This is a genomic window from Flavobacterium piscisymbiosum, assembly GCF_020905295.1.
In the GTDB taxonomy this organism is placed as follows: Bacteria; Bacteroidota; Bacteroidia; order Flavobacteriales; family Flavobacteriaceae; genus Flavobacterium; species Flavobacterium piscisymbiosum.
In genome coordinates this window covers 4,611,341-4,631,642 of the sequence record NZ_JAJJMM010000001.1, presented here as the reverse complement: position 1 = coordinate 4,631,642, position 20,302 = coordinate 4,611,341, and the positions used below count along the sequence as shown (strand labels likewise).

The following is a 20,302-nucleotide window of genomic DNA, read 5'->3' as shown; positions in this document are numbered from 1 at the left end:
GGTATTCTTTGTGCTTTTTTTTGTTGCAGGAATTGTCTTTTTACTTATTAGTTCTTCAGAAGAAATAGGGTTAGATGTAATAGCTTCCGTTTTTTTGTTTCTTATATTTTTTATTGGTTTATGCGGTATAGCAGTATTGCTGATTTATTCCAGAAAAAAAATGTCTACCAGTATTATAATCGACGAAAAGGGAATTCTGTATTTTAATAAATTTAATAACAGAGTGGTTAAAGATTTACAATGGAGCAGTTTTGCAAAAAGGGAAAAACTTGCGCATGTATTTGAACCTCCTAAGTATGATGTTACATCAGTTACACCTATGAAATCATTTTACGATCAGTTTTATTGGCCTGTTTTGATTGATAATACGGTAACGGTACATAACGATGCTTTTTTAGGAAGGCATTTTTTTGCTATGTTTTATGTAAATCGATTAGAGTTAATAAGAACATTTTTATTAGGAGTTGCTCATTACCGACCTGATATTACGGTAGATCCCATTATTTTCTCCAATCATTATATTGATCCGGAAAACTACAATATTGATTATCGTCAACGAAATTTGATCAGGATTATGGCTGCTTTATTTTGTATTGTGGTTTTTGGGCTTATTTATTATTTGATTTGAATAGCAATTTGAAAATTTATTTTAAAAAAGCAATTAAATTCTCGACTTCCTTTTTCTGATCTGCATACTTTTTTTGAAGTTCAGAACCTTCTCCCATTCGATTATAATATTCCAAACCTTTGTTGGCGAAGAATTTTTTGTGAAAATTTGATATTTCAGGAATTTGCGGAAACTGAGTATGAAAATTCATTTCGTAATAAGCTTGCCATTCTCTTTCATTTTTATCTAAAACATAAGGTTTTTGAGTTTTTTGATTGACGTGTACCATTTCGTGAGCAATTAAAACAAGCATTAATTCTAATGGAAATTCGAAAGTGTTTTCAGGAATTCGTATAATTTGCGGATGTCCGAAATCGCCTTCGGTTGTCATTAAGATAAAATCAGGCTTTGCTTTTTCTCTGAATTCGAATCCTTTTAGGTTTTTATTTTTAAGATTATACTTTTTTAAAAGCCAGTAAACAGCATTGATTACTTGTCCGTTTCGATGGAAAATTTCTATTTTCTGTTTTATATCTTCAAGTTTTAAAGTCATTTAGCAAAAATATAAAATAAAACCGATTATTTTTTTTTGTAAAATATTATTTACAAAAATAACGAAACTGTTGTATGTTTGCATCTAAATAAAACTCTCGTGCCAAGATTAAGTAAATATTCTTCTGATACGCTTCCTCCGTTTCGTGCTGTACGTTCAACTACAAATAGAACTTGGGATTTTATTGTGGCTTTTAGTGTTATCAGTGTTATAATATTATTAGCAGGGATTATAATTTATTTGATAAATGAATTATTTCAAGCAGCTGCCGAAAACAGAAAAGACATTCCAGGCACTATTATTTTCATAATAATAATTTCTATTATTTTGACTTTGATGATATATAAAGTTATTTATACAAGAAAAGAACGTTTTACTACCACAATAATTGATGAAAAAGGGATACACTATTTCAATAGGTTTGATAATACTGTTGTAAATGAGATTTTATGGGATAATTTTGTTAGAAGTGACTTAGGAAAAAAAACGGGGCTTCTTACAGCCGAATTTGATATAGATTGTATTTCATATGATTCCAGGGGCAGAAAGTCAAATGGAACAGGAATCGTTAAGTATTTTTGGAAAGTTGCGGTAAATGAAAAAGAATATATTCATACTGATTTTTTTAACGCCAGTTATCTTTTAAATAGTCCTTATATTAATCGAAAAGATTTGATTCGTGCTTTTTTATTAGGATTGGCTCATTATAGGCCGGATCTTACGATAAATCCCTGTATTTTTATTGCAAATTCTATTGATGGGAAAGATTATACTTTTTATCCCAATACTACTTTTTGGAAAACTATTTTTGGTTTTATTTTTGTGCTTATTTTAGCAATTAGTGCTTATTTGTTGTATTTAGTAGCTATAGATTATCCACATTCCCCTTTCCAAAGAGAGGCTCTTGAGAAAGTTTTTCATGATCTGTTTTAAAAAGAAAATTTAAAAATTCTAAAAACTACCTTATTTCTAATCTAGCCCCGATAGAACGGATATCTTTTTATGGTGGTCCCGATCCCGAAACTTCAGGACAGAAAAGAATCTATGTTTAATCTGTATCATCCGCGTTCCCTTCCGGACAATCTTTATGACATTGCCCTAAGAGTCGGATCTACAATCTAAAACCTCCAATCGTCTGAAAAAAAAAGCTATTCTTTAACAAGACTTTTTAGTCTTTCATTTTCGGCTTCTAGTAGTTTGATATATTTTTCTTTATATTCATCTGCAGTATTAAAGTACATATTTTCGGCTTTAGCGCCAAGTCCTTGTGATAAATCAATGTGTGCAACATTAAATATTTGCGAGGTATCAAAATTTAATATCTGTGATAAATCTACACCTAGTATTTGGGCTATTTTTTCTATTCGTGAAAGAGTCAAATCGATTTCCCCCCTTTCAATTTTAGAATAATTACTTACACTCATACCTAAATCAGATGCTATCGCTTCTCTGGTTATATCCTTTAGTTCTCTAAACTTTTTTATATTTCCTCCTATATCCATGATGTAAAAGTAGTAAAATAACGGCTATAGACGCAAGTCAACACCCTGACTTTAGCATATTAAAGTCATAAAAATAGTAAAATAATCTTTAAAGTTGCAATTCACAACTACAAATGTGATAAAATAGTTAGTTTCGTTTTTATTTTTGTAAATAAAATATTACGTAAATATTGTTTTTTATAGTACTATTAATATAAGTTTAAAGAGTGTGAAATTGAAAAAGAAAATAATGTTAACATTTGAAGTGTTGGACTGGAGTATCTTGTGTTGTCAAACACAAATCATTGCGTCAATCAATCCTGATGGCTAAGTACAATTAGTAATTAATACTACAACAAGAGCTGTTTTGTTGTCAAGGCCTGCTTTGCAAAAGACAATATTACAACCTCGTATTGTAAGAATTTAGAACAAAAGTCATTTAAGTTTCAATATAGTCACCATTTAACGATGCTGTTTCGGGATTGTATCATTAGGATAGCAGTATAAATAGATGGATAAAAATGACAACAGAAAATGAAAAAAGAAAACGACATCGTTACAGGATATGTATTAAGGTGCAAAACAATTAAAACAAACTATACGGTATCGTTGAATGACTATACTATTGTAGCGTATAGATTAACAGGATATTATAATGACTTTACCATTTAAATACAGGTTGAGTATTGGTAATTTTTAAAATAAATTAATAATTTGAATAATGAAGAAAAAATTATTTTATACATGGCTTATATTTTTGGCTATGTTATTTTCAGTAAATACAAATGCACAGATCTCTATAGGGATTAAGAAAGGTCCTGAGGCGTTTTCTGTGTTAGAGCTTGCAAATATTGGCGGGCTTAGACTGCCTCAAATGACAACAGCCCAGCGTAATGCTTTTGCTGTAAAAGGCAATGCGCTTGGTAATGGCCTTACCATTTACAATAGTACTACAGGTTGTGTAGAGTACTGGAACAGCACCCGCTGGGTGAGTTTATGTGATGGAACATCGCAGACAACCATAAGCCCGACACCTTGTGTGAATGTAGCAGCAGACGGAACTGGTTGTGACCAGACGTTTACAATTTCAGATGTAGATTGTCCTAACGGGCCATTTTCTATCAGCATTGTAGCAGGCGGTGATTATGCTAACTTATATGATGTAAATAATGTAGCGGGATCATTTAAAGTTGCTTTTAATGAAAATGCTACAATAAATGCGCGTACCATATTAATACGTGTAACAAGTACTTGTACAAGTTTGTACAAAGAATTTTTATTCTCTCAAACTGGGGTAGATTGTACTTCTATATCTTATGCGGTGCCAACAGTGAGCCCGTCAAGTACTAGTCTGTCATTATGTACCGGAGGTTCTGTATATTTATCAGTTCCTTCTGCAACAGCAAATCTTGATAAATTAATCTGGACACGTAATGGTATTGAGGTAGCTCGAGGAGTTTCTTATTATGTTGCTGATTTGGCAGGTAAATACAATATCTCAATGGGAGCAGTTGGTTGTAATACCAATGCTGCAAATGAGCGTAATGTTACAGCATCTGCTACAGCGGCATCTGGTACTACATCAATTATTGCCTCTAATAATGGAGTTCTTTGCGGAAGCAATTCTGTAACGCTTACAGCAACAGGAAACACTGCAAATGTAGTATGGTTACACAACGGAGTAGAAGAAAGATCTGGAGCAACAGTAGTCTTAACCGGTGATGCAAGTACAGGGCAATGGTTTGCGGTTATAAAAGAAGGAAGCTGTTATTCTAAACCTTCAAATGTTGTGAGTATTACTAAAGGTACTGCAACAGGGCAAGTAACTCTTGATGATGCTGATGCATTGGTAAACGGACAAACTTTAAGCAGTTTTAACTCCTTTTGTGCAGGCGGATCACTAGATTTAAATGTTATAAATAAAAGAGACGGCATTACCTATACCTGGTATAATGGTAATGATATTATCAGTTCTAATCCTTTTATAGTACCAACTAACTTAACTAAAATTACGTTACGTTTGGTAGCTACAGATAATAGCGGAGCTACCTGTTCTAATGAAGTAAGTGTGGTAGATAAAAATGTTACAACAGGAGGTGCGCCGGCGCAGCCTAATATTACAGGAAACTCTGTACTTTGCGCAGGTACTACCGATTTAACTTTGGTACCCGCAATAGCAGGAACCTATACTTATACCTGGTATAAAGATGGTATAAAAATGAGTGAGACAACACCAACTATTACCGTAACTACACCAGGTGTGGTATATACAGGTATGGTGACTAATGGTTCAGGATGTTCAAGTACACTGGCTACAAAAACAATTGCAGCTAATGTTTCTGACTTACCGGTACTTACATGGGTTACAAAACCTGCACCAACTACTTACGGAGGTAAGGTTGGTTTGCAGACTGCTATCGAGTTTGGCCCTGCAGTATCATATACATGGACGGCCGATAAAGGAGCTGTTATTACAGGTTCAGGAGCGAGTGTTTCTGTCCAGCTTCCAGCTTCAGGAGCAGATAATGAGAAGTTAACTGTTAAAGTAACTGCTGTAAACAGCTGTGGAAAATCAGTTGAATTGCCAATTGAAATTATCATGAACAACGAATGTCCTCAACCTGCGCTTACACCGCAGTCTGAACTTTCTCAAACAGTAACTGCAGGATCAAGTGCTACGGTATCATTATCAGTATCATCTGGGGTAAACCCAACCTACCAATGGTACAGAAATGCAACAGCTAGTACAACAGGAGGTGCAGCGGTAGGTGGTTCTTCGGCTTCGTATTCTTACATTCCATCTGAAGCTAGTACAACTTATTTTTATTGTATTGTGACTAATGGTTGTGCGGGTAATTACCAAGCAACTTCACCGGTATTTACGGTAATAGCAAACGCTAACCCGGCTACAATACCAACAGGTGCAGGATCATTGAGTGGTAAAACATGTTTTGATATTGCAGAAAGTAACGATGGCGGCTCTTGCGGACCATTAGCATCTCGTATAGCAACTAAGGCAGATTTTAGCCAGACAGCTACTAACACACAAACCTATACGTTTACCCCAAGCGGCGCAGTAAGTAAAGTTCGTTTTGCTTATGTAGAATCTTTAGGTGGTGCTATTGTAAAATCGCTTACTAATAATGGCAATCCAGCAGCACTTAATGTATCAGGAGCTGTTACAGCAACGGTAGTGTACAAAAACACGTTGAGCAGTACTAGCGGTACTGGTACAGGTGCAGCTTTTGGTAAAACAACAACCGATGCTCTATCGGTTGATTTATATGTTATTTATAACAATAGTGCTAACGGAGGCGGTACAGATGTACAGGTAAAACTAACGGCAAAAATACAGGATTGTTCTTGTTGTGGTGCTTATATAGCTTCTGGGGTATTTAAATCTTTTATGTGTCATAACCTTGGAGCAAACACAAGTTTAGACCCTATGGTGCCAAATTCTGGTTTAATTGGAGATTTTTACCAATGGGGAGTAAAAGATCCTGTGGGAAAAATTCCTGCAAATATTTATAATGGTTATCAATTCTACCCATGGCCTCAAGTTGCTAGCACAGGGCCTACAAGTGAATTTACTTGGGGAGGAAATCTTGCAGGTACGCAAAAAACTGGTAGTGACCCTTGCCCTTCTGGGTATCGTATACCATCTTTCGGTGAATGGGATGGTTTAGTTGCTAATAATACTGTAACTGTTGCTACCACCGGAGTTGCTAATGCACTAGTATTTAAAGTGGGTAATTCATTAGCGTTGCCTGTGACTGGATATGTTAATGAAACCGGTAAGGTTGGTTTATATGCCAATGGCCAGTATTGGACTAGTAATGTTGGTTACGTACAAACTTATAATTATCCTATGGGGCGTAGTGTAACGTTTGCTTCACCTGCTAGTGGTTTTAGATATATTAATCAGGCAGGTACGCTTGGTACTAATAAGTTTCAGGGGGCAAATATCCGTTGTATATCAGAGAATTAAGAAAAAATGATATATAAAATTAATTAAAAATAATAATACAACAATTTTTAAAATTCATTGTTTTCTTTTATTGTTGTACCAGATGAGGGAGTTACTGGCTCCCTCATTTTTTTTGTTTTTTTTGAGAATTAGGAGAGAGAAAAGGTGTGAAAATGTGAGATGTAGGATGTGAGATTTGGGTGGTAAATGGTAGTTATGTTTGTCTTACTTACTGCCTTTGCTCTCGAAGCGTCGTAATGAGAGAAAATCCCTGTTTAATCCGTGTGCTATTTATGCCAAACTTTCACCATTAAGCAATTAAGAAAAGTTAAGTAAGCCCAATATTGTCACACTGACGCAGGAAGTGTCACCGCGAGTAACTCCGTAAGTTCAAAAACTTAATACAGGTTTAAAAAAAAAGCACTGAAAAGACTATCGGTTTCGTTAAAAGGTTTTGAGAATCTTTACCAAAAAAAAACTTTGATTGTAGAGTCGCTTGCGGAGACACTTCCTGCGTCAGTGTAACAAGTTTGTGGTTGTATTGCGTAAAGATTATGTTTTGTCTTTCTCAATCCCGAAGCGTCGAGACGAGAGAAAATCCGTGTTTAATCTGTGTTTTCGCTGTAGCGAATCCGTTTAATCCGTGTGCCATTTACGCCAAACTTTCACCATTAAGCAATTAAGAAAAGTTAAGTAAGCCCTAAACTTGTTTTTTCTGTAAAATGAAAATTCATGCCAATTCCAAAGTGTCGGGACTGCGTCCTTTGCGGTTAAAAGAAATATAAACTTAAAAACAACAACAATGATAAAAAAACTATTTATAGGAGGTTTTGCTTTGCTAAGCACAATAACCTCATTGTCGGCACAAACCATACAGGTAGATTTTCCGCATTTTGCAGGAAAAGAATATAGGTATCTTCTGGATCGTGGAGATAAAAAAGACACTATAGCATCAGGAAAACTGGATGAAGCGGGTAAAACTACCCTTGTATTCCCATTTAGTAAAAAAGGATATGCCGGGCTTTCTCATTTTTTAATTAAAGAAGGTGCAGGTGTTGAATTTATTGTAAATAATGAAAACTTTACGATATCCTGTTCTGACGAACAGCCAAGTATGGAGAATATAAAATATACGGTCTCAACAGAAAATAATTTTGTGCTTGATAGAATCCAAAAGCAAAAAAGCATTTTAGAAAAAGCAGGAATGGTGCAATATGCACTTAAAGCCTATAAAAAAGAGGAACCTTTATATCCGGCTCTCGAAAAAGAAAAGTCAAATCTGGATCAGCAGTTTACGGCTCTAAAAAGCGAAACGACAAAAAGCCCTTTATATGCGGCACGATTTGCAGAGATCTATGATTTTTTATCGGGTGTGGGCAGCAGTTTAGACCAGACAGAAGACGCCAAAGCCAAAGAAATGAACACTTTTGTAATAGACAAAATGGATTTTGGTGCACTTTATACAAGCAGCTTGTGGAGTCCGGCAATCGAGAGCTGGTCACAATTGCAGCAAAACATAATCAAAGACGATGCAATCTGGTTGCAGGATACTAAAAAGATATTTGTCCGTATTAGAAACAATGGTGTGTATACTGCTTTTGCAGAGAAAATGGTAGCCGTTTTATCAAAAGCAGGCAAAGACGAGATGGTAATGGCAATAGGGGAGTATGTAAAAAAATCCGGTAGGATAGAAAATCCCGGTCAAAACTTGCAGTACGCCATTACGGGACCTATTAAAGTAGCACCGGTATTACAAACTGCAACAGGCAAAAAAGTAATCAAAAACAAAACGTTGTTATTTTTCTTCGAGTCAGGCTGTAACAATTGCGAGAACGAGATTCATCAATTAATAGGTAATTACCAAGTTGTAAAAAACAAAGGTTACGAAGTAATCACAGTATCGGCAGATTTAACGGCAAATGCAGGCGACGGTCATAGTCATGAATTTCCGTGGAAAGAGCAGCTTTGCGATTACAAAGGATTTGCAGGAATAAACTTCAAGAACTACGGGGTTATTGGTACACCAACTTTCTTTATAGTAGACGCCAAAGGAAAAATCTCCGGAGGTCCATACGCAAGACTTATCGATACAGGTATTTTATAGTAGATAATCTATTTTAAGGAAACCCAAACAAAATAAATAGAGATAAAGGCAGTTCAAAGCGAGCTGCCTTTTTGATTTCTGCTCAATCTTGTTACAGAAATGACAATTATTGTGTTTAATCCGTGTGCCATTCAAACGAAATTTACATCATTAAGTAATTAAGAAAAGTTAAGTTACCCCAATATTGTCACACTGACGCAGGAAGTGTCTACGCGAGTAACTCTGTAAGTTCAAAAACTCAATACAATTTTAAAACAACCACCATAAAAGATAGGGGTGAAAGCGGGACTTGAGGCCTTGAAAACCCTTAAATTTGCTGCTCCTGAACAATACACTGATAATCATATAGAATTGTTTTGCTATTACAAATAAATGTATTAATTTTGCAAACCTTTTGGCAGAGAAGAGTTTCCATTAGGTATCAACTATTTATGTAAAACAACTTCTGTTTTTTCTATCGCTTTATGAAACTCAAGAAAAGCAGAATACAAATTTTTTATCAGCATGTCTGAACAATTAAAATCACAAGAAGAGTTTTTAGCAAATTTTAACTGGCATAACTTCGAAGAAGGTATCGATGCAGTAGATGAGAAAAACTTACAAGAATTCGAAGACTTAGTATCAAAAACTTTCATCGCTACAGATCAAGAAGAAGTAGTTGAAGGTGTAGTTGTTAGAATTACAGATAGAGACGTTATCGTTGATATCAATGCAAAATCGGAAGGTGTTATTTCTTTAAACGAATTCCGTTACAACCCAAACTTAAAAGTTGGTGACAAAGTAGAAGTATTAATCGACATCCGTGAGGACAAAACAGGTCAATTAGTATTATCTCACAGAAAAGCACGTACTATTAAATCATGGGATAGAGTTATTTCTGCAAACGAAACAGGAGAAATCGTTAATGGTTTTGTAAAATGCAGAACTAAAGGTGGTATGATCGTTGACGTTTTCGGAATTGAAGCTTTCTTACCTGGTTCTCAAATTGACGTTAAGCCAATTAGAGACTACGATGTATATGTAAACAAAATGATGGAATTCAAAGTGGTAAAAATTAACCACGAATTCAAAAACGTTGTTGTATCTCATAAAGCGCTTATCGAAGCTGATATCGAAGTACAGAAAAAAGAAATCATCGGTCAATTACAAAAAGGACAAGTATTAGAAGGTGTTGTTAAAAACATTACTTCTTATGGTGTGTTTATTGACTTAGGTGGTGTTGACGGATTAATTCACATTACTGACCTTTCTTGGAGCAGAATCAACCACCCAAGTGAAGTTCTTGAATTAGACCAAAAATTAAACGTTGTAATCCTTGATTTCGATGATGAGAAAACAAGAATTCAATTAGGATTGAAACAATTAAACGCTCACCCATGGGATGCTTTAGATGCTAATTTAACTATTGGTGATAAAGTAAAAGGTAAAGTAGTTGTAATCGCTGATTACGGTGCATTTATAGAAGTTGCTGAAGGTGTTGAAGGTTTAATCCACGTTTCTGAAATGTCATGGTCTACACATTTACGTTCTGCTCAGGATTTCGTAAAAGTTGGAGATGTTGTTGAGGCTGTTATCTTAACTTTAGATAGAGATGACCGTAAAATGTCATTAGGTATCAAACAATTGACTCAAGATCCATGGACTGATATTACTTCTAAATACCCAGTAGGTTCTAAACATACAGGTATCGTTAGAAACTTTACAAACTTTGGTATTTTCGTAGAATTAGAAGAAGGAATTGATGGATTAATTTACATCTCTGACTTATCTTGGACTAAGAAAATCAAACACCCATCTGAATTTGTAAATGTTGGTGAGAAACTTGATGTAGTTGTATTAGAATTAGATGTTGAAGGACGTAAATTATCTTTAGGTCACAAACAAACTACTGCTAATCCTTGGGATCAATACGAAGATTCTTTCGCTGTAGGAACTATCCACAATGGTGAAATTTCTGAAATCGTTGACAAAGGAGCTACTGTAGAATTCGGAGATGATATCGTTGCTTTCATTCCTACTCGTCACCTTGAAAAAGAAGACGGAAAGAAATTGAAAAAAGGTGATACTGCTGATTTCAAAGTAATCGAATTTAACAAAGAATTCAAAAGAGTAGTTGCTTCTCACACTGCTATCTTCCGTGAAGAAGAAGAGAAAAACGTGAAAGCTGCAACTGAAAATACTTCATCTAACTCATCTACAAATGCACCAGCTGCAACTTTAGGAGATAACAATGATGTATTAGCTGCATTGAAAGCTAAAATGGAAAAAACTGAGAAAAAATAATTCTTAGTTTATCTAAATATAGAAAGTCCCACAGCAATGTGGGACTTTTTTTTATGCACTTTTTTGTTTCAAGGTTTCTTTGTTTCAAGTTGTCACGCTGAGCGTCCCGAGGCTTCGGGAGAAGCGCGTTTCTATTAGAATTTGGAATTTAATAATTTAAAGTTCTTCTTTAGGAGCTATTTCCAGCTATCATTCCAATCTTTTATGTCCGCCGCGGCGGACACAAAAGGATTTTCCCTTCTATCTGGGCTAAGGCAGTAATTTTCAAAAGAAGTTTGGATTATTTTTCAGCTAATAATTTTGTTTCTTCAGGAGTATAATAATCAACAACTGCATAAGATTTTATCCCTGTTATTTTCATTTCATCAAGAATCTCTACCAAGTTACCATAATTAGATTTTTTACTTGGTTTAATAATTACAGTTATACCTCTTCCTCGTTTGCCTCTTTCTGCTGAATATTCGTAAACTTTTTTGCTTCTTTCTAACAATTTCTGACGAATTCCATTTTCACCATATTTTACTTCTTTGGGTGCGTCAATTGGATATGATAACAAACCGCAATATGTAATCATTTTATTATTACCATCAAGGAGTATTGTCATTGATCGATTTTCATCAGGCATGTTACAACCATATCTCTCACCGCAATCATCACAATCAGGTGTTCCATATTCTAAAACTTTAGGTTTTGATAATTCAATCGTAACCATAAAAAATATAATTAACAAGAACGAAACGCTAACCATTGCAGTTAAATCAACTCGTGTACTTAACTTTTTACTTCTTATTTTTTCAGGCAGATGTTGCATGTTTGAAATGTTTTAATTTGAAGCTAATAATTTTGATTCTTCCGGTGTAAATTCAGGTACTATTGCATAAGTACTAATATTTGCAATTTTCATTTCATCTAAAATATCAACAAGATTTCCATAATTCGATTTTTTGCTTGGCTTGATAATTACTGTTATGCTTTCTAGTTTTGTACCTTTAGAAGCATATCGGAGCAAACTATTTTTTCTTTTTAGCAGTTCTTTTCGAATTCCGTCTTTACCATAATTAATTTCTTTTGGAGCAATCATTGGAGATTCTAAAATACCCATATAATATATCAATTTATTATTTTCACCTAACATTACAGTTATTGATCTATTTTCTCCTTCACGTGTTATTGGACCACAAACAATTGTTCTATTATCAGGTAAACTTAAATCAACTGCTTTAGGTTTAGCCAACTCAATGGTAACCATAAAAAAGATAATCAACAAGAAAGAAACACTTACCATTGCGGTTAAATCGACTCTCGTACTTAACTTTTTACTTCTTATTTTTTTTGGTAGATTTTGCATGACAGATGAAATTAATTGATTAACTAGAACTTTATTTTGCAGCTAATAAGTTTGATTCTTCTGGCGTAAAATCATTTACAATTGCATAAGTATCAATTTTAGCAATTGCCATTTCGTCCAGAATATCGACTAAATTTTTGTAATTAGATTCTTTGCTTGGCTTAATAATAACAGTAATTCCTCTTCCGGGTTTTCCTAATTGAGCGGAATACTCAAGCATATTTTTATTTCTTAATAAAAGCTCTTTTCTAATACCATCTTTGCCATAACTAATTTCTCTCACCGGAGCCATTGGATTTTCCATAAATCCCATATAGGATATTAATTTATTATTATTACCTAATAGTAGAGTGACAGTTCTTTCGCCACCACCACAACTGATCCATGTACCGTTACCGTACGTCCAATCTTTATCTGGTAAGCCTAAATCAACAACTTTTGGCTTAGCCAACTCAATGGTGACCATAAAAAAGATAATCAATAAAAAAGAAACACTTACCATTGCGGTTAAATCAACTCTTGTACTTAACTTTTTACTTCTGATTTTTTTAGGTAGATTTTCCATAAAAGATGAATTTATTTACTAAAGTTAACAATAAAATTAACATATTGATCAAGTCGAATTTAAAAATAATAAAAAATAATTTTAGGTATTAAAAGCTTGTTTTACAGACTTTTTTAAAGATGTTTCAATGTTTTTTAAACTTTTTTGAAGATTTAATAAAACCAAAACAATTATTACCGCGTAAATGAGCTTATAACTTAAAATATTAATTATGAAAACTAGAAAATTTTTAGCAGTAGCAATCTTAGCATTAGGATTTGGATTTACATCATTTGCGCAAAAAACTGTAATGGTTGGTGGAGCTGCAATGTACCCAAATAAAAATATTATTGAAAATGCAGTAAACTCAAAAGATCACACTACACTTGTAGCTGCTGTAAAAGCTGCTGATTTGGTAGAAACATTACAAAGTAAAGGACCATTCACCGTTTTTGCCCCAACAAATGCCGCGTTTGACAAGTTGCCGGCAGGAACTGTAACAACATTATTGAAACCAGAAAACAAAAAAATGTTGCAAACGATCTTGACCTATCATGTGGTTGCAGGAAAAATGAATTCTTCAGATATTGCTAAAGCAATTAAAGCAGGAAAAGGTAAAGCTACTTTTAAAACGGTTAGCGGTGGAACTCTTACTGCCTGGATGAAAGGTAAAGATTTATACATCACGGACGAAAGCGGAAACAATTCTAAAGTTACTATTGCAGATGTGAATCAATCTAATGGTGTAATTCATGTAGTAGATACAGTTTTATTACCTAAAAAATAATAACTGCTTTATTAAAACCCAAAAATTAAAAATTCCAAATCCCAACTTTTAAATTGGAATTTGGAATTTTTAATTATCAGAAGTTTAATAACTTATTTTTTAGCGGTTAATGTAGATCCGGCCGAAGCAATGACAACACAAAAAACAGCCACAATTTCATATATATTAAGTTTTTCCTGTAAGAATATAAAAGCGCAAATAGAAGCTGCGGCAGGTTCTAAGCTCATTAAAATACTAAAAGTTCGGGGAGGAAGCTGTCCTAAAGCTTTCATCTCAAGTGTAAACGGAATTGCGCTTGACAAAAGGGCCAACGCTACACCCATACCCAAAAGTTTTGGAGTAAGATGCGATAATCCGTTTTCGTAAAAACCAAAAGGCAGGATTAAAATTGCCGCAAACAACATTCCGGTTGAAACCGCCTGACCACCGTTCATGATTTGAGAAATCTTTCCGCCTAAAACAATATAGGTTGCCCACAAGGCACCGGCCAAAAGCGCAAAGAAAACTCCTAAAAGATCGATACCTTCATTTGTCCACGGGGCGATTAAAGCGATTCCAATCGCTGCTAATATCACCCAGCAATAATCAACTAATCTTTTTGACCCAATTATAGCTACTAATAAAGGCCCAATAAATTCTAGCGTAACCGCTAATCCTATAGAAATTCTTTCTATTGATAAATAAAAAACCAGGTTCATTGCACCTAAACACAAACCATAAGGCACAACTATTTTCCATTGTTTTGGTGTAATTGTTTTTAGATTTGGCCTGTAAGCCAATAATAAAATTATAGCCGACACGCCAATTCTGATAGAGGCTGTTCCGGCTGCTCCAATTGCGGGAAATAAACTTTTGGCAATTGCTGCTCCACATTGTACACTTACGATAGCTAAAAGTACAGCGTAAATAGGAGGGATGTTGAAATCTTTGTTCTTCATTAGAAATAATTGATGAGAATAAGAAATGTATTTGCAAAGCAATAATTTCTATCTCCAAGAGGCATTGTTGAAATTGAGTTCAACTCTTTAATATAAAGGATAGTGTTTTTTTTGATTATTCTACAGCACGTTTTGTAACAAAAGCGCGATAACCAATAATAGCCATTTGCCATTTTTTTGCTTTCGAAATGTCTAAACCTTGTTTGGTAAAACTAGGTAAAAGGACTTTATTGATTTTGGCTAAAATTTTATACATGGCATTTTAATTTTTGCAAAGATATAAAAAAAGACCTTGCGGTTGGGCAAAGTCTTTTTTGGGTAATTTCTACTACAATAAGCTTTATGATTTCTTTTCGAGAAGCTTATCTATTTTTGCCAGCATTTCTTTTGCGTTAGCATTATCAGGTTTTAGTTCCAGTGACTTTTTATAATTTTCTTTTGAAATTTCGAACTGATTATTTCTAAAATAGCCATCAGCCAAACTATCAAATGCATTTCCGGATTTAGGATTTTCTATTGTGTTTAATTCTAAAACTTTGATGCCGTCACTTATTCTTCCGTGATCTATTAATGTATAGCCAATAATGTTTAATCTGTACTCAAAATCCCAATCAGGATGACTTTTCTTTGTATCTAGATAATTTTGCTTTGCTTCTTCGATATTTAATTTTAAAAAGTTCTGATTGATTTTTTCACCGGCGAGATAATATTCATCGGTCAAGGATTTATCTACAATTGATGCCACATGATTGATTACCTGACTCTGAACATATAAATTAGAATATTTATGCCCGTTTGCTAAAAATATAATCGTCAGTTTATTATCAGGAAATTTTCTAAATGCCGTTTCGTTTCCTCCTGTAAACCCATACGAAAGAATTTTATTTACAGGAACAATTTCCCAGCCGTAAGCAAAACGATCTGTATTGTTGGCAAATGTAAAAGGCTTCCACATCGAATATTTAGTTTCTTTATTAAGATAAACATCTTTATCGAGGTTTTCGTTCCAGCGTATAAAGTTTTGTAAAGTAATGTTTAAGCCATTAGCAGAATGGGCATCATATCCAAAGTTTGAAGTGCTTCTTACATATTTCTTAGTTTCGATATTATAATTATATCTAGGAACACTATTAGGTCTGTTTTCTCCAAAATTCGAAGAAAAATAAATACCCGATTGTATTGCCGGAAACTGATTTTGCAAAATGTAATTCTCAAAAGTTATACTGGTGATTTTCTCCATGATTTTGGTTAGAAACAAATAATTGGTCTGATTATAACTGTATTCATTTCCAGTAACGAATTCCATTGGTTTTTTAGCTAAAATCGCCATTTTTTCATCAAAAGACATCGTAATCTTTATGTCTTCGAACCTAATAATATTAGGCAAACCAGAAGAATGTGACAAAAGGTTTTTGACTTGTATCGTTTGCCATTCATTAGGAAGATTGTCAATGTATTTAGAGATAGGATCTTCTAATGATAATTTCCCCTTTTCGATAAGCTGAAACACACCAATATTGGTAATAAGCTTAGTTGTAGAAAAGAGTTTAAAAGCAGTGTTTTTATCCACTGCTTTGTTTTCTTCCAGAACGGCTTTCCCAAAATATTTCTCATAAATAACTTTGCCGTCTTTTACAACGCCCAATGCAACTCCGGGAATTTCATTTATTGCTATTACTTCTTTAATATAATTGTCAATTTTTTGTTCGGTTAATTGATCTTCCTTTTTTTGACTAAACGTTAAATTAAAAACGAGTAGGAGTGATAGAATAAAAAATGAGTTTTTCATGTATGTTTTTTGGGCTAGGAATTAAGATCTTTTATTCTCTTTTTCTATTCTTTTTAATTCTCTTTCATGAAGTTTCATATCTCTCTCTTGCAGTTTCATGTCTCTTTCCTGCAGTTTTATATCTTTCTCCTTTTGTTTAATGTCTTTTTCGCGTTGTCTCATGTCAATTTCATGTTGTTTCATGTTAATTTCAAATTGTTCCATGTTCGCTTCGTATGTTTTAGAATCTTTTCCATACTTCTTTTCAATGTCGAGATTAAATTTATCCATATCGGTATTAAATTTATCCATAGCAAGTTCATATTTAGCCATTTCTTTCTCGTAAATAGCTTCTCTTTGCGACATCAATTTTTCTACTTGCTTTTCGTACTCCGCCATTTGTGGCTCAATAATGGCCATTTTTTTCTCAAATTCAGCCATTTCTTTTTCAAACTTGGCCATTGCAGCTTTATCTTTATAATTTGCCGGAGCTACAGGAGCTTTGGGCATTTTAAAATTAGCGTTAGGCGCTTGCGGCATTGGTCCGGCAGGAAACGCAGGAGGAGATGGAGGCGTAGGAGGGGTTACAGCTCCCGCAGAAACATTCGAGGTATTCTTTTGATTTACTTCTGCAACGTGATTTCCGGCAACCATTGGTTTTTCAATTGAATCACCAGTAACAATACCTATTTTTTTAGAACCATTATTTTCTGTTGTAATTGCTATTCCGCTGTCATGTATAGGTTCATCACCGTCGATTTCTAAAGTTTGTACATTTTCTGTACCTTTTGCAATCTCAACTTTAATGGCGATTAACTCATTTTTAGTATTTCTTTTTACATTAGAAACTACAACATCAATATTGTGTTGTTTTTTAAAGTCCTCAGCCATTTCTTTTAATTGCTGATCAGTTGTATTTTTTTGAATTTTGAAAACATAAGACGGGTCTTGTTTCTCAGTAACTTTCTTAACTTCTTTTCGTTCTTTTTCCTGTGCGATTGTATTAATTTGAAATAAAAGCACAAAAGCCACAAGTGCCGGAATTATAGCGTAATACTTCCAGTAATTTCTCTTTTTTGATTGATTTTTGTTTAACATGACAATTCGTTTTTTGATTAATGATTGATAAAAATGATTGGTGATCGCAACACAACTTTCATGTGTTGTAATTTTTAAAAGCGTGTATTGGTACGCTTTTTTGTCGGATATTTTTTTGGCCGCTTCGCTATCTGCAATGAATTCAAGATTTTGCAGAATTGCTTTTTTATACAGCCAGATTATTGGGTTGAACCAAAACAGTACGCAAAAAACTCTCGATATCAATACATCTACGGTATGATTTTGATCGCTGTGTACTTTTTCGTGTTCAATAATATTTTCTAATTCTGATGGCGTAAACATTGATGAGTTGTATACGATATAATCAAAATAAGAAAACGGAGCAATGTTTTCGTTGATATCTACAAATTTAAAATCAGCTTGTTGTTGTACTTTTTTACCTTTTAAAACGGTATTTAAACTATAAAAATCAATGGCAAACTTTATTATCAAAGCTATAAAACCTATGATGTAAATAGCCAGCAGTATATAATTCCAATTAATATCAAAAGATTCATTTTCAATATGATGAGAAACTGGAAATTGAGTATACTTTAAATCAGAAACAGCGCTAAAATTTTCATTTGCTGCCGAAACTTCAACAGGAGCAGGCTCGATCCAGACAACTTTAGTGTAAACCAAAAAAGGTAAAGCTACTGAAGTAATTAGTCCAGCCAATAAAAACCATCTGCTGCTGGTAAAAAAGGTTTCTTTGCGCAATAAAAAATAATAAGCGCAATAAAACAATACCAGCAATCCGCTTGATTTTGCGATAAAGGTAAAAAGTGCTTCCATAACGATTATTGTACTTCTTGAGGAGTTTCAATCATAGCTAAGATCTCGCGTAATTCAGCTGCCGAAATTTTTTCTTCTTTGGCAAAAAACGACACCATATTTTTATATGAACTATTAAAATAGTTGTCAATTGCGGTATTCATATACTTTTTGCTATAAGTCTCCAGCGTAATTACCGGATGATATTGATGCGTATTTCCAAAAGCAACATGACCTACAAAACCTTTTTCTTCAAGATTGCGTACAATTGTCGAAAGCGTATTGTAATGTGGCTGGTCTTCAATAATCTCTGCCTGTATTTCTTTTACGAATGCCTTTTTCAGCTTCCATAAAATGTGCATGATTTCTTCTTCTTTATTGGTTAACTTTTGCATGATTTTTAGTTTTTTAAGTAATAGAAACTATTCTTTTTTAGTTTCTATTACAATTACTCCGTTTTTACCTTCTTCGCCATATTTTTTTGAAGCCTCAGGACCTTTAAAAACATTCATTGATTGGATATTAAGTTTCTGAAGGTCTTCTGTACTATTATTTGACGTAATTACAATACCATCAACAATTATTAATGGTTCTGATTTTTGTGCATTTTCTGAAGAAACTGTTATAACGGTTCCGTTTTTAACGTTACTATTTATATTGTAGCTATAAGAATTAGCAGCATCAGCGCTTACAATATTTGTACTAGTACTTGTACTAGTGCTTTTATTAGAAGTATGATTATTTTTAACATTTTTGTCAGTATTAATGTTACCGTTGGTGTCTTGGTGTATTGTTATTTTTTTGGTATTTGAAGTTTTTTGATCTTTACTTGTTTCATCACCAGTTTGAATACCTATTTTTTTGTTACCGTCTTTATCTGTTGTAACGACTATTCCAAAATCTTCAATTGGTTTATTTCCTCCAGTTTGAATAGATTGGGCTTGCTGCTTGCCGTTTTTGATCTCAATTTTAAGTGAAGTAAGATTGTTTTCGGCATTTCTTTTTATTTCAGAGGCTTTAAAGTCAATATTATGAATCGATTTTAGTTTCTCTTTTATCTCTTTTAATTCAGCATCTGTAGCATTCTTTTTGATTTTGTAGACATCTACAGACTTAATTTCTCCTGAGAGATCTTTTATAATTTGTTGTTTTTCTTTTGCAATTACTTCAACCTGAAATAAAAGAACAAAAGCCGCAAGTGCCGGAATTACAACATAGAACTTCCAGGAATTTCTCTTTTTTGATTGTTTTTTGTTTAACATAATGATTCGTTTTTTGATTAATGATTGATAAAAATGATTGGTAATGGCAACACAATTTTCATGTGTTGTTATTTTTAAAAGCGTGTATTGATACGCTTTTTTGTCGGATATTTTTTGTGCTGCTTCATTATCTGCAATAAACTCAAGATTTTGCAAAATGGCTTTTTTATAAAGCCAAATAATAGGGTTGAACCAAAATAACACACAAAATACTCTCGATACTAAAACATCTATGGTATGATTTTGCTCACTATGCACTTTTTCATGTTCAAGAATACTTTCTAACTCTGAGGCGCTGTACAGTGATGAGTTGTAAACGATATAATCAAAGTAGGAGAAAGGAGCAATATTTTCGTTGATATCTACAAATTTAAAATCAGCTTGTTGCTTTACTTTTTTGCCTTTTAATACCGTATTTAAACTATAAAAATCAAAAGCAAATTTTATTACTAATGCCAGAAATCCAATAGTATAAACAGCTATTAAAATTAAATTCCAATCGATTGTAAAAGATGTAGTATCAACTGACTGTGAAGTATAATTTTGAAAATTATCCGTTAAAAGCGGAGTAGGATCAACCCAAACTGTTTTTGTATACACTATAAAAGGCAATACAATAGAAGTAATTAATCCGGCCAATAAAAACCATCTGTTGCTATTAAAAAAAGTCTCTTTGCGCAGTAAAAAATAATAAGCACAATAAAACAATACTAGCAATCCGCTTGATTTTGCGATAAATGTGAAAAGTGTTTCCATAATATTTATTTATCTTTTTTTGGAGTTTCAGT

Annotated in this window: 18 protein-coding genes; 7 read left to right on the top strand and 11 right to left on the bottom strand. The window is 33.5% G+C overall.

Annotated elements, in window-relative coordinates; all coding sequences use genetic code 11:
• Positions 1–160: 160 nt before the first annotated feature.
• Positions 161–628, top strand: a complete 468-nt coding sequence (locus tag LNP81_RS20010) for a hypothetical protein (RefSeq protein WP_230038932.1) — start codon at positions 161–163, stop codon at positions 626–628.
• A 16-nt stretch (positions 629–644) separates the two neighbouring features.
• Here LNP81_RS20010 and LNP81_RS20005 read toward each other — a convergent pair whose 3' ends face one another.
• Positions 645–1,160, bottom strand: a complete 516-nt coding sequence (locus tag LNP81_RS20005) for a hypothetical protein (protein WP_230038930.1) — start codon at positions 1,158–1,160, stop codon at positions 645–647.
• Between the two features lie 99 nt (positions 1,161–1,259).
• Here LNP81_RS20005 and LNP81_RS20000 point away from each other — a divergent pair, with 99 nt between their 5' ends.
• Entirely contained in the window at positions 1,260–2,093 is an 834-nt protein-coding gene (locus LNP81_RS20000) for a hypothetical protein (protein WP_230038928.1), read from the top strand.
• A 215-nt stretch (positions 2,094–2,308) separates the two neighbouring features.
• Here LNP81_RS20000 and LNP81_RS19995 read toward each other — a convergent pair whose 3' ends face one another.
• Positions 2,309–2,662 carry a helix-turn-helix domain-containing protein gene (locus tag LNP81_RS19995; RefSeq protein WP_230038926.1) on the bottom strand — a complete coding sequence of 118 codons (354 nt, stop codon included), beginning with the start codon at positions 2,660–2,662 and terminating at the stop codon, positions 2,309–2,311.
• 513 nt (positions 2,663–3,175) lie between these two features.
• Here LNP81_RS19995 and LNP81_RS19990 point away from each other — a divergent pair.
• The 4 genes from LNP81_RS19990 (at position 3,176) to rpsA (ending at position 10,995) form a co-directional block, all read left to right on the top strand.
• Positions 3,176–3,313, top strand: coding sequence for a hypothetical protein (locus LNP81_RS19990; RefSeq protein ID WP_230038924.1), 138 nt, complete (start codon positions 3,176–3,178; stop codon positions 3,311–3,313).
• Positions 3,314–3,362: 49 nt separating this feature from the next.
• Complete coding sequence (locus LNP81_RS19985; protein WP_230038922.1) at positions 3,363–6,629, top strand: hypothetical protein; 3,267 nt, start codon at positions 3,363–3,365, stop codon at positions 6,627–6,629.
• Positions 6,630–7,410: 781 nt separating this feature from the next.
• Complete coding sequence (locus LNP81_RS19980; RefSeq protein ID WP_230038921.1) at positions 7,411–8,712, top strand: peroxiredoxin family protein; 1,302 nt, start codon at positions 7,411–7,413, stop codon at positions 8,710–8,712.
• A 504-nt stretch (positions 8,713–9,216) separates the two neighbouring features.
• Positions 9,217–10,995, top strand: a complete 1,779-nt coding sequence (gene rpsA, locus LNP81_RS19975; RefSeq protein WP_056253708.1) for a 30S ribosomal protein S1 — start codon at positions 9,217–9,219, stop codon at positions 10,993–10,995.
• A gap of 280 nt (positions 10,996–11,275) precedes the next feature.
• On the opposite strand, the gene LNP81_RS19970 is transcribed toward rpsA, so the two are convergent.
• The 3 genes from LNP81_RS19970 to LNP81_RS19960 are packed head-to-tail and all read right to left on the bottom strand — an operon-like array spanning position 11,276 to position 12,908.
• On the bottom strand, positions 11,276–11,806 hold the full coding sequence (locus LNP81_RS19970; protein WP_230038920.1) for an ExbD/TolR family protein: 531 nt from the start codon (positions 11,804–11,806) through the stop codon (positions 11,276–11,278).
• A 12-nt stretch (positions 11,807–11,818) separates the two neighbouring features.
• Complete coding sequence (locus LNP81_RS19965; RefSeq protein WP_230038918.1) at positions 11,819–12,343, bottom strand: ExbD/TolR family protein; 525 nt, start codon at positions 12,341–12,343, stop codon at positions 11,819–11,821.
• Between the two features lie 31 nt (positions 12,344–12,374).
• A complete protein-coding gene (locus LNP81_RS19960; protein WP_230038916.1) occupies positions 12,375–12,908 on the bottom strand; it encodes an ExbD/TolR family protein in 534 nt (177 codons plus the stop codon).
• A gap of 211 nt (positions 12,909–13,119) precedes the next feature.
• Here LNP81_RS19960 and LNP81_RS19955 point away from each other — a divergent pair, with 211 nt between their 5' ends.
• The gene (locus LNP81_RS19955) at positions 13,120–13,674 is read left to right on the top strand and encodes a fasciclin domain-containing protein (RefSeq protein ID WP_230038914.1); all 555 of its coding nucleotides are present in this window, start codon (positions 13,120–13,122) and stop codon (positions 13,672–13,674) included.
• Positions 13,675–13,766: 92 nt separating this feature from the next.
• Here LNP81_RS19955 and LNP81_RS19950 read toward each other — a convergent pair whose 3' ends face one another.
• From LNP81_RS19950 to LNP81_RS19925, 6 genes are all read right to left on the bottom strand, one after another.
• Positions 13,767–14,612 (bottom strand): EamA family transporter, encoded by an 846-nt coding sequence (locus LNP81_RS19950; protein ID WP_230038912.1) that lies wholly within the window; start codon positions 14,610–14,612, stop codon positions 13,767–13,769.
• Positions 14,613–14,727: 115 nt separating this feature from the next.
• On the bottom strand, positions 14,728–14,868 hold the full coding sequence (locus tag LNP81_RS19945) for an SsrA-binding protein (RefSeq protein ID WP_173973125.1): 141 nt from the start codon (positions 14,866–14,868) through the stop codon (positions 14,728–14,730).
• A gap of 84 nt (positions 14,869–14,952) precedes the next feature.
• Positions 14,953–16,401 (bottom strand): serine hydrolase domain-containing protein, encoded by a 1,449-nt coding sequence (locus tag LNP81_RS19940; protein WP_230038910.1) that lies wholly within the window; start codon positions 16,399–16,401, stop codon positions 14,953–14,955.
• Positions 16,402–16,422: 21 nt separating this feature from the next.
• Positions 16,423–18,273 (bottom strand): M56 family metallopeptidase, encoded by a 1,851-nt coding sequence (locus tag LNP81_RS19935; protein WP_230038908.1) that lies wholly within the window; start codon positions 18,271–18,273, stop codon positions 16,423–16,425.
• Positions 18,274–18,278: 5 nt separating this feature from the next.
• On the bottom strand, positions 18,279–18,647 hold the full coding sequence (locus tag LNP81_RS19930; RefSeq protein WP_230038906.1) for a BlaI/MecI/CopY family transcriptional regulator: 369 nt from the start codon (positions 18,645–18,647) through the stop codon (positions 18,279–18,281).
• A gap of 27 nt (positions 18,648–18,674) precedes the next feature.
• Positions 18,675–20,270 (bottom strand): M56 family metallopeptidase, encoded by a 1,596-nt coding sequence (locus LNP81_RS19925; protein ID WP_230038904.1) that lies wholly within the window; start codon positions 20,268–20,270, stop codon positions 18,675–18,677.
• Positions 20,271–20,302 lie beyond the last annotated feature (32 nt).

What these genes read in the sequence shown, in the direction of transcription:
- LNP81_RS20010 (WP_230038932.1), top strand. Translation starts at nt 161, where the DNA reads ATGTCTACCAGTATTATAATCGACGAAAAGGGAATTCTGTATTTTAAT.
- LNP81_RS20005 (WP_230038930.1), bottom strand. Translation starts at nt 1,160, where the DNA reads ATGACTTTAAAACTTGAAGATATAAAACAGAAAATAGAAATTTTCCAT.
- LNP81_RS19995 (WP_230038926.1), bottom strand. Translation starts at nt 2,662, where the DNA reads ATGGATATAGGAGGAAATATAAAAAAGTTTAGAGAACTAAAGGATATA.
- LNP81_RS19990 (WP_230038924.1), top strand. Translation starts at nt 3,176, where the DNA reads ATGAAAAAAGAAAACGACATCGTTACAGGATATGTATTAAGGTGCAAA.
- LNP81_RS19985 (WP_230038922.1), top strand. Translation starts at nt 3,363, where the DNA reads ATGAAGAAAAAATTATTTTATACATGGCTTATATTTTTGGCTATGTTA.
- LNP81_RS19980 (WP_230038921.1), top strand. Translation starts at nt 7,411, where the DNA reads ATGATAAAAAAACTATTTATAGGAGGTTTTGCTTTGCTAAGCACAATA.
- rpsA (WP_056253708.1), top strand. Translation starts at nt 9,217, where the DNA reads ATGTCTGAACAATTAAAATCACAAGAAGAGTTTTTAGCAAATTTTAAC.
- LNP81_RS19970 (WP_230038920.1), bottom strand. Translation starts at nt 11,806, where the DNA reads ATGCAACATCTGCCTGAAAAAATAAGAAGTAAAAAGTTAAGTACACGA.
- LNP81_RS19965 (WP_230038918.1), bottom strand. Translation starts at nt 12,343, where the DNA reads ATGCAAAATCTACCAAAAAAAATAAGAAGTAAAAAGTTAAGTACGAGA.
- LNP81_RS19960 (WP_230038916.1), bottom strand. Translation starts at nt 12,908, where the DNA reads ATGGAAAATCTACCTAAAAAAATCAGAAGTAAAAAGTTAAGTACAAGA.
- LNP81_RS19955 (WP_230038914.1), top strand. Translation starts at nt 13,120, where the DNA reads ATGAAAACTAGAAAATTTTTAGCAGTAGCAATCTTAGCATTAGGATTT.
- LNP81_RS19950 (WP_230038912.1), bottom strand. Translation starts at nt 14,612, where the DNA reads ATGAAGAACAAAGATTTCAACATCCCTCCTATTTACGCTGTACTTTTA.
- LNP81_RS19945 (WP_173973125.1), bottom strand. Translation starts at nt 14,868, where the DNA reads ATGTATAAAATTTTAGCCAAAATCAATAAAGTCCTTTTACCTAGTTTT.
- LNP81_RS19940 (WP_230038910.1), bottom strand. Translation starts at nt 16,401, where the DNA reads ATGAAAAACTCATTTTTTATTCTATCACTCCTACTCGTTTTTAATTTA.
- LNP81_RS19935 (WP_230038908.1), bottom strand. Translation starts at nt 18,273, where the DNA reads ATGGAAGCACTTTTTACCTTTATCGCAAAATCAAGCGGATTGCTGGTA.
- LNP81_RS19930 (WP_230038906.1), bottom strand. Translation starts at nt 18,647, where the DNA reads ATGCAAAAGTTAACCAATAAAGAAGAAGAAATCATGCACATTTTATGG.
- LNP81_RS19925 (WP_230038904.1), bottom strand. Translation starts at nt 20,270, where the DNA reads ATGGAAACACTTTTCACATTTATCGCAAAATCAAGCGGATTGCTAGTA.